The sequence below is a fragment of the Pseudomonas sp. NPDC087598 genome (genome assembly GCF_044743525.1).
Classification (GTDB): Bacteria; Pseudomonadota; Gammaproteobacteria; order Pseudomonadales; family Pseudomonadaceae; genus Aquipseudomonas.
The window spans coordinates 17,488-29,725 of the sequence record NZ_JBIUWQ010000031.1 but is presented as its reverse complement, the minus strand read 5'-3'; the positions used below and the strand labels follow the sequence as shown (position 1 = coordinate 29,725).

The window sequence follows — 12,238 nt, the reverse complement described above, 5'->3', positions numbered from 1 at the left end:
ACTCCCCCGCTCCGCGACACAGTCGCGATACACCGCCACCGCTTAATGGCCACACCCGAGCAACACCTGCTCAGGCTCTCGTCCTTAACGTGTGGTTGCGTTGCGCAGCCCAGGAGAATGTAAATGTCCCGCACTTCGACTCTCGGTAAAAAATCCATTGGCCTGCTCGGCGCTGCGCTGGCTGGCGGCCTGATGTTGTCCGGCTCGGTATTCGCTGCACAGCCGCTGGCTCAGGGCTACATGGTGGCCTCGGCAGAAACCTCGGTGAAAGCGCCGGAGGGCAAATGCGGTGAAGGCAAATGTGGCGATGCGTCGATGGCAAAGACTGATACCGACGGCGACGGCAAGGTATCCCGCGCCGAATTCCTCAAGGTCGCGCCAAAGTCAGACTTCGACAAGATCGACACCAACCATGACGGCTTCATCGATGAACAAGAAGCCTATAACAATGTGGAGGCCAATTTCGAAGCCAATGGCAAGAAAATGCCTAAAGGCCTGTTCGAGCACCTGAAGGATCAAGACGGCGCCTGAACAGCTTGAAAGGCCCCGTTGGTGCTTATTTTAGCGGCTCCTGTAGTGGAAAGAAGCGCCCGGTTTCAAAACCGGGCGCTTCAACCAGAGGAGGTAACTAATCAGATCACCTCAACACAGCGAGTATCGCTACGTCCCAACGCATTACCCCTATCCCACAACAGTATCTGAAAGCAGAACCTTCCTTTGGGTACGCTTTGGTTAATAGTCAGATCAAAATGACCATCCCCTCCCATCATAAACTCAGCGCTAAGGGCATCCTCTTTCCCAGGAGTTACGACTCTTACGCGATGACGAGCATGCCCGCCGCCTTTTACGAGGAATCGCTGATTTACGGGGTCACCCTCCTTCGGGGTAACTACGTAAGGCGGCGATATGGGCTTGGGCGGGTTAGGATATTCTGGAACTGCGCCTGAGGTTTCTTGTTCGTCGGACATGATTCATTCCTCTTGAATAGGTAAGAAAAAAGCTGACTACAGCTTTTTTTAGTCCGATCAGTGATTTTTTACACCTGTCATTCCTGACAGTCCGGACAGGCGGTAGCACCTAGAGTCACCGATAAATACCTTACACGCGCCAATTTCTCGCCTTTTCTTTAAAGCCCCATCCCCAGCAGCCACGACCGGAGCAAGCATGTAATGTGGCGTTCCACGCTGCTGCACAAGCGCAAAAATTTCAGGCAAAAAAAATCCCCGTATCTTTCGATACGAGGATTTTTAATATGGTCGGGGTAAGGGGATTCGAACTCCTGACATCCTGCTCCCAAAGCAGGCGCGCTACCGGACTGCGCTATACCCCGGCTTGAAATTGGCTCCGTGACCAGGACTCGAACCTGGGACCCAATGATTAACAGTCATTTGCTCTACCGACTGAGCTATCACGGAACTACATATTTCAATTTACAACGGTGAAACTTACAGCTCTTAGACTTCGTTCGCATCGCTGCGTTCGTGTGTCTGAGGCGCGCTATTCTACAACCTAGATCACCTCTGTCAACCCCCTAAATTGCTTTCAAGTTAATGATTTGCAACTTATTTCAGATTTCAACTCAGTGAGCTGAGACCGTCTTGGCGACTGACTGCGGGGCGCACTTTACAAGCCTTTTCCTTTGAGTTCAACAGCCTAACGAAAAAAAAGGCCCCACAATGTGGGGCCTGCCAATTTTCATTGGCGTTTGGACTTAGTTGAAAACGATTTCGTCGTTCTCGACAGCGCCGGTGGCGGTATCACCTGGCATGAAATGACCCGAGAGGATCAATTGCGCCAGCGGGTTTTCGATCCAGCGCTGAATCGCCCGTTTCAGTGGACGCGCGCCATAGACCGGGTCGTAACCGACGGCAATCAGCTTATCCATGGCTTCTGGGCTCAGTTCCAGCTTCAGCTCACGCTCAGCCAGACGCGTACGCAGGCGACCCAACTGGATCTCGGTAATGCCCGCAATCTGATCCCGCGCCAGTGGCTCGAAGATCACCACTTCATCGACCCGGTTGATGAATTCCGGACGGAAGTGCGAAGTCAGCGCGTCCATTACTGCCGCGCGCTGGGCCTCACGATCACCGACCAGTTCCTGGATCTGCACCGAACCGAGGTTCGAGGTCATGACGATCACTGTATTGCGGAAGTCCACCGTACGGCCATGGCTGTCAGTCAGACGACCGTCCTCAAGCACTTGCAAGAGGATGTTGAACACATCCGGATGCGCCTTCTCGACTTCGTCCAGCAGGATCACCGAGTAAGGCTTGCGGCGTACTGCTTCGGTCAGATAACCGCCCTCCTCGTAGCCGACGTATCCCGGTGGCGCACCGATCAAGCGAGCCACGGAGTGTTTCTCCATGAACTCGGACATGTCGATCCGCACCATCGCCTCTTCTGTATCAAAGAGGAATTCGGCCAGCGCCTTGCACAGCTCGGTTTTACCGACACCGGTCGGGCCGAGGAACATGAACGAGCCGCTCGGACGATTCGGGTCGGACAACCCGGCACGCGAACGCCGTACTGCGTTGGCCACAGCGACCACCGCCTCTTCCTGGCCGATCACCCGTTTGTGCAACAGGCTTTCCATCTTCATCAGCTTGTCGCGCTCGCCCTCGAGCATTTTCGACACGGGGATGCCGGTCCACTTCGACACGACTTCAGCGATTTCTTCCTCAGTCACCTTGCTGCGCAGCAACTGGTTTTCGCTCTTGCCATGCTGATCGACCATTTGCAGGCTGCGTTCCAGATCCGGGATCACCCCGTACTGCAACTCGGCCATGCGGTTCAGGTCACCCTTGCGGCGTGCAGCTTCCAGTTCCTGACGCGACTGTTCGATCTTCTGCTGAATCTGTGCAGAACCCTGCACCTCGGCTTTCTCCGAGTTCCAGACTTCTTCCAGGTCCGAATACTCGCGCTCCAAGCGAGCGATTTCTTCCTGAAGTTTTTCCAGGCGTTTCATCGCCGCTTCGTCGCTTTCTTTCTTCAGTGCCTGGGATTCCACTTTCAACTGAATCAGGCGACGTTCCAGACGATCGAGCACTTCCGGCTTGGAGTCGATTTCCATGCGGATACGGCTGGCGGCTTCATCGATCAAGTCGATGGCCTTGTCCGGCAGTTGCCGATCAGTGATGTAACGATGGCTGAGCTTCGCTGCCGCGATGATCGCGCCGTCGGTGATCGCCACCTTGTGGTGAACCTCGTAACGTTCCTTGAGGCCACGCAGGATAGCGATGGTGTCTTCTTCGCTCGGCTCATCCACCAGCACTTTCTGGAAGCGTCGCTCGAGCGCCGCGTCCTTCTCTATATATTGGCGATACTCGTTGAGCGTGGTCGCGCCGACGCAGTGCAACTCGCCGCGGGCCAGTGCAGGCTTGAGCATGTTGCCGGCGTCCATCGAACCTTCGCCCTTGCCGGCGCCGACCATGGTGTGCAGTTCGTCGATGAACAGAATGATCTGCCCTTCCTGCTTCGACAGTTCGTTGAGCAGCGATTTCAGGCGCTCTTCGAACTCACCGCGATACTTGGCACCGGCAATCAGCGCGCCCATATCAAGCGACAGCAGACGTTTACCTTTAAGGCCGTCCGGCACTTCGCCGTTGATGATGCGTTGGGCCAGACCTTCGGCAATCGCGGTTTTACCCACACCAGGCTCACCGATCAGCACCGGGTTGTTCTTGGTGCGGCGTTGCAGAACCTGAATGGTGCGACGGATCTCGTCGTCACGGCCGATCACCGGGTCAAGCTTGCCGTCTTCGGCACGCTTGGTCAGGTCGACAGTGTATTTATCCAGCGCCTGCCGCGACTCTTCGTGGTTGGCGTCATTCACCGCTTCGCCGCCACGCAGGTTGTTGATCGCGTTTTCCAGAGCTTTTTTGCTCACGCCTTGGCCGAGCAGCAACTTGCCGAGCTTGCTGTTCTCGTCCATCGCGGCGAGCAGTACCAGTTCGCTGGAAATGAACTGGTCGCCCTTCTGCTGAGCCAGGCGATCAGCCTGATTGAGCAGGCGCGCCAGGTCCTGCGACATGTTGACGTCGCCGGTCGGGTTCTGGATTTTCGGTAATTGGTCGAGCTCTTTGGTCAGCTCTTTTCGCAAGCTGTTGACGTCGAAGCCCACCTGCATCAGCAGAGGTTTGATCGAACCACCCTGCTGTTCAAGCATGGCTTGCATCAAGTGCGCCGGCTCGATGGCCGGATGATCGTGGCCGACTGCCAACGACTGGGCGTCGGACAAGGCCAACTGCAATTTGCTGGTTAAACGGTCTATTCGCATAAGTCACCTTCCTTTTGAGCAGGCCGGACCTAAAAACCATCCTGAATAAAGAAACCTGCCAGATACCGCTATAGATGCGGTCGATTCTGGAAGATTCAAGCGTCAGTGGGTTGATTCAGGTCAGGCAAGTCTAGCGGGTGAGCCAGATAAGGGAGGCGAAGCGACCAGTGCGCGAGGCACGGCGATAAGAGAAGAAGCGCGGATCGGTGACGGTGCAGAAACCGCCGCCATAAACAGCGGTGACACCACGTTCAGCCAGACGCAGGCGAGCCAGCTTATAGATGTCAGCCATGAACTTGCCGGCATTGCTGCTCGGTACAAAGGCATCGGCTGCTTCAGGCAATTGATTGATGAAGACTTCCCGAACTTCCAGGCCGACCTCAAAGGCTTGCGGGCCGATGGCCGGACCGAGCCAGACCAGCACGTCGTCTGCCGGTACATCCAACGTGTCGAGCGTCGCTTCAAGCACACCCGCCGCCAGACCACGCCAACCGGCGTGCGCAGCGGCAACGCGAGTACCTGCACGGTCGCAGAACAATGCCGGCAAGCAATCCGCCGTCATCGCCGCACAGGCAATTCCGGGGGTGGCCGTCCAACTGGCGTCGGCGGTTGCCACCACGTCCGGATCAGCATGAGCCACGACAATGCCGTGCACTTGCTGCAGCCAGGCAGGCTTTATAGAGAAGTGATCGGTCAGGCGCCGACGGTTCTCGGCGACGTCCTGCGGGCGGTCATCAACATGATCGCCCAGATTAAGGCTGTCGAACGGCGCCTCGCTGACACCACCCTCGCGGGTGGTGACACAGGCCCTGACGCTGGCCGGCGCGGGCCAGTCCGGCGTCAGCCAGTTCATCCGATGAAAGCCTCGCGATCCTGTTTAAGCAGGGTCAGCAGCCAGACGAAGTCTTCCGGTAACGGCGATTCCCAGCTCATGCGCTGACCGCTCGTCGGGTGATCGAGTTCAAGGAACCGCGCGTGCAGAGCCTGCCGCGGAAAGTTCTTGAGGGTTTCGACCATGTTCAGGTTCGCCGCCGGCGGAATACGGAAACGACCGCCGTACGCCGGGTCGCCCACCAACGGGAAGTTGATGTGCGCCATATGTACACGGATCTGGTGAGTACGGCCGGTTTCCAGTTTCACCCGTACGTGGGTGTGGGAACGGAAACGCTCCAGCACGCGATAGTGGCTGACGGCAGGCTTGCCCCCCTCCATCACCGCCATGCGCTGGCGCTGCTGGCCGTGACGACCGATCGGCGCGTTGATCTTGCCGCCGGCAGTCACCACGCCAATCACGATGCATTCGTAGATCCGGCTGACACTGCGGCTCTGCAACTGGGCAACCAGTTTTGTCTGCGCCTGAATGGTCTTGGCCACCACCATCAGACCGGTGGTGTCCTTGTCCAGACGATGCACGATACCGGCGCGCGGGACATTGATGATGTCCGGCACATGGTGCAGCAAGGCGTTGAGCAAGGTGCCATCGGCGTGACCGGCAGCCGGGTGAACCACCAGGCCCGCAGGCTTGTTGATCACCAGGATGTCGTCATCTTCATAGACGATGTCGAGCTCGATGTCCTGGGCGATCCACTCGCCCTGGGCTTCCTGCTCGGCAGTCAGCTCAAGGATGGCACCGCCGTGCACGATGTCGCGAGGGCGGATGACCGCCCCGTCCACAGTCAGGCGACCTTCTTTGATCCAGGCGGAAAGGCGCGAGCGTGAGTGCTCAGCGAAGAGTTGGGCAGCGACTTGATCGAGGCGTTGGCCGCCCAATTCGGACGGCACCTCTGCGCGAAGTTCAATTTTATCGGACATGCTCTGACTGTGCGTCGGCACAGCTTTTGGTTTCGGCTGCGCGCTTGTGGTTAAATACGGCGTCTTTTGCCCCGAGGCTTTTCAACGGGGCGCTCATCATAACAGGACGGCCCCGCCCAAGACAGCGGCCGTCATAGGGACGCAAGCCGCCATGCAAGTGAAACACCTGCTGCTGATCGCCATCCTCGCATTGACCGCTGCTTGCTCATCGAAGGAAGTCGTAGACGAAAACCTCAGCGAAGCCGAGCTGTATCAGCAGGCTCAGACTGACCTGGACAACAACAGCTACACCAGCGCCACAGCCAAGCTGAAGGCTCTGGAGTCGCGTTATCCGTTCGGTCGCTACGCCGATCAGGCGCAGCTGGAGCTGATTTACGCCAACTACAAGAACTCGGAGCCGGAAGCTGCAAAGTCCGCTGCCGAGCGCTTCATTCGTCTGCATCCACAGCATCCGAACGTCGATTACGCGTACTACCTCAAAGGTCTGACTTCTTTCGACCAGGACGTCGGCCTGCTGGCGCGCTTCCTGCCGCTGGACATGACCAAGCGTGACCCGGGCGCAGCGCGTGACTCGTACAACGAGTTCGCCCAGCTGACCAGCCGCTACCCGAACAGCCGCTACGCGCCGGACGCCAAGCAGCGCATGATTTACCTGCGCAACCTGCTGGCCGCCTACGAAATCCACGTGGCCGACTACTACCTGACCCGTCAGGCATACGTTGCCGCTGCCAACCGTGGCCGTTACGTGGTGGAAAACTTCCAGGAAACCCCATCGGTCGGCGACGGCCTGGCGGTGATGACTGAAGCCTATCAGCGTCTGCACCTGGACGATCTGGCGGCCACCAGCCTGGAAACCCTGAAGCTCAACTACCCGAACCACCCGAGCCTGCAAGACGGCCAGTTCGTGCCACGGGTTGCCGAAGCCGACAACCGTTCGTTCCTGAGCAAGGCGACTTTGGGCCTGATCGAATCGCGTCCACCACTGCCGCCGGGAGAGACCCGCGCCAACCAGGACGTGCAGAAGCAGTTCCAGGACGCGAAAGATGCGATCCCGAACGAGCTCAAACCTAAAGACGAGAACGGCGACGTGATCGAAGAGCCGGAGCCGGAATCGAGCAACACCGATCGCTCGTGGTTCAGCTACATGACTTTCGGCGTGTTCGACTGATCACACCGGATGCACAGAAAAGGGAGATCTGCGGATCTCCCTTTTTCGTTTCCGCGCTTTAATCCGCTGTGCGCTGGTCAGGTCCTTGGCTAAACTGCCGGATCATCAATCGAAAAGCTGCTCATCATGCTTCGTTTAATATTCTGGATCGCCCTGATTTTTGCTGCGGTATGGCTGTGGCGCAAATTCAAGGCCCCTGCTTCGTCCGCGCCCTCCCCGCGCCAGCAAGATGCCTCGCCGATGGTGCGCTGCGCGCATTGTGGCGTACACCTGCCCCGCGACCGCGCGCTGAGCCTTCAACAACAGTGGTATTGCAGCCAGGCTCATCTCGAGCAAGGCCCGGGTGCCAGTGATCGCTGAGGCCGCCAACGCCGATCACAAACAGGCTCAGCGTCTGCTGCGCCTTTATCATCTCTACCGTTTGAGCGTCGGCATCACACTGGTGCTGCTGATCTCCAGCAATATGGACAACCGCCTGCTGACGTCGGCCAACGACGATCTGCTGCGCGGCGGCAGTTGGCTGTATCTGGTGCTGAACATCCTGCTGGTGGTGTTCCTCGAGAACACCCGGCGCCCGGCGCAGTTGTTCAGTCTGGCGCTGGTGGATGTGTTGCTGTTGTGTGGCCTGTTCTATGCAGCGGGCGGCGTCGCCAGTGCCCTCGGCAATTTGCTGGTGGTCTCGGTGGCAATCAGCAACACCCTGCTGCGCCGACGCATCGGCCTGCTGATCGCGGCCATTGGCGCCCTCGGCATTGTCGCCTTGAGCTTTCTGCTGAGTTTCAGCCATCCCCTGAGCGCCAATGAATACTTGCAGGCCGGCACCCTCGGCGCGCTGTGTTTTGCCGCCTCGTTGCTGGTGCAGGGGCTGATCCGGCGACTGGAAGTCAGTGAAATATTGGCCGAGCAGAAAGCCAGTGAAGTTGTCGGACTGGAAGCGCTCAACGCGCTGATCCTGCAACGCATGCGCACCGGGATCCTGGTAATCGACGCGCAACGGCGGGTGCAACTGGCCAACCAGAGCGCGCAGACCTTACTCGCGCAGTCGCATCTTCAAGGCCATTTGATCGACGACTACTCCACCGCGCTGGTCGATCGCCTGCAACTGTGGATGAACAACCCGACCCTGCGCCCACAGAGCCTGAAAATCCCCGGTAACGGCCTGGAACTGCAGCCGAGCTTTATCGCCCTCGAGCAGAGCCCCAACCAGCAAACTCTGGTGTTTCTCGAAGACCTCGCGCAAATCGCCCAGCAGGCCCAGCAACTGAAACTCGCCGCACTGGGGCGTTTGACCGCCGGTATTTCTCACGAAATTCGTAATCCACTGGGCGCCATCAGTCACGCCGCGCAATTGCTGGGGGAATCCGAGGAACTCGATGGCGCGGATCGGCGTCTGACGCAGATCATTCAAGATCACTCCCAGCGCATGAATCGAGTCATCGAAAACGTCCTGCAACTGTCCCGCCGCCAGCAGAGCGCCCCGCAACGCCTGGATCTCAAACCATGGCTGGAAAACTTCGTCGCCGAAAGCCGCGAACAGGCCACTGAGCGCCAGCTGATTCATTTGCGGATCAACTCGGGCGACTTCAGCACCCTGATGGACCCCAACCAGCTCACACAAATTCTCGACAATCTGTTACGCAATGGCTGGCGTCACAGCGGACTTCTGCACGAGCAAGCCGAACTCTGGCTGGCCCTGTTCATTGACCCTGACAGCCAGTTGGCGGTACTCGAAGTGCAGGACAACGGTCCCGGCGTGGCCCTTGATGAGCAGGCCCATTTATTCGAGCCGTTCTTCACGACCAGCAACCAGGGCACCGGCCTTGGGCTTTATCTGTCCCGTGAGCTGTGCGAAAGCAACCAAGCGCGCCTAGACTTCAAACCACGCCAAGGCGGCGGCTGCTTTCGCATCACCTTTGCTCACGGACGGAAACAAAGTTGAACACGAGCCCACGGCAAAAAATCCTCATCGTCGACGACGAACCGGACATCCGCGAACTCCTGGAAATCACCCTGGGCCGGATGAAGCTCGACACCTTCAGCGCACGCAATCTGACGGAAGCCCAGGCGCTGTTGCACCGCGAGACTTTCGACCTGTGCCTGACCGACATGCGCCTGCCCGACGGCACGGGGCTTGAGTTGGTACAGCACATTCAGCAACGTTATCCACAATTGCCGGTGGCGATGATCACCGCCTATGGCAGCCTCGAAACGGCAATCAACGCGTTGAAGGCCGGGGCGTTCGACTTCCTCACCAAACCGGTGGACCTGACCCGGCTGCGCGAACTGGTCGCGACGGCCCTGCGCATGCCGGCGGCGGGAGGCGTTTCGATCAGGATTGATCGACGGTTGCTGGGCGATTCATTGCCAATGCGCAATCTGCGCAAGCAAATCGACAAACTCGCTCGCAGCCAGGCGCCGGTGTACATCAGCGGCGAGTCCGGCAGTGGCAAAGAGTTGGTGGCGCGACTGATTCACGAACAAGGCCCGCGTGCCGGTCAGCCATTCGTGCCGGTGAACTGTGGGGCGATTCCATCGGAGCTGATGGAAAGCGAGTTTTTTGGCCATCGCAAAGGCAGTTTCACCGGAGCCGTCGAGGACAAACCGGGTCTGTTTCAGGCCGCGCATGGCGGCACGCTGTTTCTTGATGAAGTGGCGGACTTGCCGCTGTCGATGCAGGTCAAACTGTTGCGGGCGATTCAGGAGAAAGCCGTGCGCAGCGTCGGCGGTCAGCAGGAAACCGTGGTTGATGTGCGGATTCTCTGCGCAACCCACAAGGACCTCGATGCAGAGGTCACCGCCGAGCGCTTTCGTCAGGACCTCTATTACCGTCTCAACGTGATCGAATTGCGTGTGCCGTCCCTGCGCGCACGCCGCGATGACATTGAAGTGCTGGCGGCTCACATGCTCAAGCGCTTGGCCAAGGATACCGGCCAAGCGGCGGCACGCCTGCATCCGCAGGCCCTGGAGGCACTGAAGAATTACCGCTTTCCGGGCAATGTGCGGGAGCTGGAAAACGTCCTCGAACGGGCGCATACCTTGTGCGAGAACCGCATGATCGAGACTGAAGATCTAAGGTTGAGCGAAGGTAACTGCGCGGCGGATGGCGCGATTGCGGATCTGACGCAGATCGACAACCTGGAAGATTATCTGGAGAACGTCGAGAGGAAGCTGATCTTGCAGGCACTGGAGGAAACCCGCTGGAACAGGACGGCGGCGGCGCAACGGTTGAGTCTGTCGTTTCGGTCGATGCGCTATCGGCTGAAGAAATTGGGGCTGGATTGAGGGCCCCATCGCGAGCAGGCTCGCTCCCACATTGGATCGGCGGTGAACACAAAATCTGTGAGCGCCCGAGGTTAACTGTGGGAGCGAGCCTGCTCGCGAAAGCCGTCTGCCAAGCAGTAAAAAAACTAACTGTCTAGATGCGGCCCGCAGGCGCATACGGCGCCGGATCAATAATCGGCGCTCGTCCCAGCATCACATCGGCAAACAACTGGCACGACGCCGGCGCCAGTACCAAGCCGTTGCGGTAATGCCCGCAGTTCAGCCACAACCCGTCAAACCCCGGCACCTGGCCAATATACGGAATGCCCTCCGGCGAACCCGGACGCAAACCCGCCCAGTGCCCGACCACTTCAGCGTCCGCCAGCGCCGGCAGCAACTCCACCGCTGAAGCCTTGAGGCTTTCCAGCGCCATATCAGTCGGCGTCTTGTCGTAGCCTTCGTGTTCCAGCGTACTGCCGATCAGGATATGACCGTCGCGGCGCGGAATCGCATAACGCCCCTTGGCAAGCACCATGCTCGGCAGAAAGTCCGCTGCACATTTGTAGAGAATCATCTGGCCTTTGACCGGTTCGACCGGCAACGTCAGATCCAGCGTCTTGAGCAGATCACCGCTCCAGGCACCCGCCGTCAGCACAACCTGATCGCCAGAGATCACGCCAGTCGACGTCTGAACGCCGATCACCCGCTCACCCTCGCGAACAAAACCGCTGACTTCGCACTGTTCGTGAATGGTTACGTTCGGCAGCGCCAGCAACGCCGCTTTCAGCGATTTGACCAAGCGTGGGTTACGCACATTGGCCACATCGGCCATGTAGATCGCCCGCGAAAATCCACTGCCAAGCACCGGCACCGCGTCATGTGCCGCCGAGATATCCACAGCACGCAACGGGCGATTCTCGCGCTCGGCCCAGGCCAGCGCTGCGGCTTCGTCATCCAGATCCAGCCAATACAGGCCGGTAGTGTGAACCTCAGGATCAACCCCGGTATCAACAAACAGGCGCTCGCCGAGCTGTGGATAAAAATCCTGTGACCAATGCGCCAGCGCGGTGACTGCCGGGCTGTAGCGCCACGGATAGAGCGGAGAAACGATACCGCCACCGGCCCAGGACGATTCCTGGCCGACGTTCGAACGATCGAGCAGCACCACGCTGCGCACTTCGGAAGCAAGATTGTAGGCGGTCAGCAGGCCAATCACCCCGCCACCGACAATCACCACTTGCTGTTGCCTGGTCATGTTTGATCCAACCGTAAAAAAGACAGTGGGCGCAAAAGACGCCCGAAAGAAAGCGCCTCAGCGGCCCCAGCAATCCTTGGTGGTCAGCCCGGTGGTCGCGTTGTTCATGCTTCTGACACCGGTGTTGGTCAGGGTGAAATCCCCGCATTTGTCGGTAGCCATGGCCGTGCCCGTCTTGCGGGTAGCGGTCAGCAGGAAGGTCTGGTCTGTGATCGTCGGCGTGATCGTATAGAAATCGTTGCCGCTACTCAGACCGGTGATACCGGTGTAGATATTGTTTTTGGTGTAGAAACGTTCGAGGCTCTGCGCCTGCTCCGAGAGCAGCGACACCACTTCGGCGCGCCGGCCCTTTTTCACATATTCGGTGTAGCTTGGAAGGCCGATGGTGAGCATGATCCCGATGATCGCAATCACGATCATGATTTCGATCAGGGTAAAGCCTCGGTTGGATCTGCGCATGCCTCAA

At 58.7% G+C, this 12,238-nt stretch carries 10 protein-coding genes and 2 tRNA genes; 5 read left to right on the top strand and 7 right to left on the bottom strand.

The features are described 5' to 3' along the window. The first annotated feature begins 123 nt into the window (after positions 1-123). The gene (locus tag ACIOWE_RS17495; RefSeq protein WP_401393784.1) at positions 124-531 is read left to right on the top strand and encodes an EF-hand domain-containing protein; all 408 of its coding nucleotides are present in this window, start codon (positions 124-126) and stop codon (positions 529-531) included. A 722-nt stretch (positions 532-1,253) separates the two neighbouring features. Here ACIOWE_RS17495 and ACIOWE_RS17490 read toward each other — a convergent pair. From ACIOWE_RS17490 to rluD, 5 genes are all read right to left on the bottom strand, one after another. Next, positions 1,254-1,330 (bottom strand) — tRNA-Pro (locus tag ACIOWE_RS17490). Between the two features lie 9 nt (positions 1,331-1,339). Beyond that, positions 1,340-1,415, bottom strand: a tRNA-Asn gene (locus ACIOWE_RS17485). A gap of 296 nt (positions 1,416-1,711) precedes the next feature. Beyond that, positions 1,712-4,276 (bottom strand): ATP-dependent chaperone ClpB, encoded by a 2,565-nt coding sequence (gene clpB / locus ACIOWE_RS17480; protein ID WP_401393781.1) that lies wholly within the window; start codon positions 4,274-4,276, stop codon positions 1,712-1,714. A 130-nt stretch (positions 4,277-4,406) separates the two neighbouring features. Next, positions 4,407-5,129: a peptidoglycan editing factor PgeF gene (gene pgeF / locus ACIOWE_RS17475; protein WP_401393779.1), complete on the bottom strand. Its 723-nt coding sequence runs from the start codon at positions 5,127-5,129 to the stop codon at positions 4,407-4,409. Continuing rightward, the gene (rluD, locus tag ACIOWE_RS17470) at positions 5,126-6,088 is read right to left on the bottom strand and encodes a 23S rRNA pseudouridine(1911/1915/1917) synthase RluD (RefSeq protein ID WP_401393777.1); all 963 of its coding nucleotides are present in this window, start codon (positions 6,086-6,088) and stop codon (positions 5,126-5,128) included. Before rluD ends, pgeF begins: the two co-directional genes overlap by 4 nt. 151 nt (positions 6,089-6,239) lie before the next feature. On the opposite strand from rluD, the gene ACIOWE_RS17465 reads away from it, so the two are divergent. The 4 genes from ACIOWE_RS17465 to ACIOWE_RS17450 all read left to right on the top strand — a co-directional run bounded on the left by ACIOWE_RS17465 (position 6,240) and on the right by ACIOWE_RS17450 (position 10,538). Beyond that, positions 6,240-7,256 (top strand): outer membrane protein assembly factor BamD, encoded by a 1,017-nt coding sequence (locus ACIOWE_RS17465; RefSeq protein ID WP_201236754.1) that lies wholly within the window; start codon positions 6,240-6,242, stop codon positions 7,254-7,256. A gap of 126 nt (positions 7,257-7,382) precedes the next feature. Then, a complete protein-coding gene (locus tag ACIOWE_RS17460) occupies positions 7,383-7,616 on the top strand; it encodes a PP0621 family protein (RefSeq protein WP_242489480.1) in 234 nt (77 codons plus the stop codon). Continuing rightward, the gene (locus ACIOWE_RS17455; protein WP_401393872.1) at positions 7,606-9,195 is read left to right on the top strand and encodes a sensor histidine kinase; all 1,590 of its coding nucleotides are present in this window, start codon (positions 7,606-7,608) and stop codon (positions 9,193-9,195) included. Before ACIOWE_RS17460 ends, ACIOWE_RS17455 begins: the two co-directional genes overlap by 11 nt. Then, positions 9,192-10,538 (top strand): sigma-54-dependent transcriptional regulator, encoded by a 1,347-nt coding sequence (locus ACIOWE_RS17450; protein WP_401393773.1) that lies wholly within the window; start codon positions 9,192-9,194, stop codon positions 10,536-10,538. The genes ACIOWE_RS17455 and ACIOWE_RS17450 overlap by 4 nt, the downstream gene beginning before the upstream one ends. A gap of 133 nt (positions 10,539-10,671) precedes the next feature. On the opposite strand, the gene thiO is transcribed toward ACIOWE_RS17450, so the two are convergent. Further along, positions 10,672-11,772, bottom strand: coding sequence for a glycine oxidase ThiO (thiO, locus tag ACIOWE_RS17445; protein ID WP_401393771.1), 1,101 nt, complete (start codon positions 11,770-11,772; stop codon positions 10,672-10,674). Positions 11,773-11,829: 57 nt separating this feature from the next. Next, entirely contained in the window at positions 11,830-12,231 is a 402-nt protein-coding gene (locus tag ACIOWE_RS17440) for a type IV pilin protein (protein ID WP_401393768.1), read from the bottom strand. Positions 12,232-12,238: the final 7 nt, after the last annotated feature.

Excerpts from the sequence above, each read along its gene's own strand:
- ACIOWE_RS17495 (WP_401393784.1), top strand. The coding sequence starts at position 124 with ATGTCCCGCACTTCGACTCTCGGTAAAAAATCCATTGGCCTGCTCGGC.
- clpB (WP_401393781.1), bottom strand. The coding sequence starts at position 4,276 with ATGCGAATAGACCGTTTAACCAGCAAATTGCAGTTGGCCTTGTCCGAC.
- pgeF (WP_401393779.1), bottom strand. The coding sequence starts at position 5,129 with ATGAACTGGCTGACGCCGGACTGGCCCGCGCCGGCCAGCGTCAGGGCC.
- rluD (WP_401393777.1), bottom strand. The coding sequence starts at position 6,088 with ATGTCCGATAAAATTGAACTTCGCGCAGAGGTGCCGTCCGAATTGGGC.
- ACIOWE_RS17465 (WP_201236754.1), top strand. The coding sequence starts at position 6,240 with ATGCAAGTGAAACACCTGCTGCTGATCGCCATCCTCGCATTGACCGCT.
- ACIOWE_RS17460 (WP_242489480.1), top strand. The coding sequence starts at position 7,383 with ATGCTTCGTTTAATATTCTGGATCGCCCTGATTTTTGCTGCGGTATGG.
- thiO (WP_401393771.1), bottom strand. The coding sequence starts at position 11,772 with ATGACCAGGCAACAGCAAGTGGTGATTGTCGGTGGCGGGGTGATTGGC.
- ACIOWE_RS17440 (WP_401393768.1), bottom strand. The coding sequence starts at position 12,231 with ATGCGCAGATCCAACCGAGGCTTTACCCTGATCGAAATCATGATCGTG.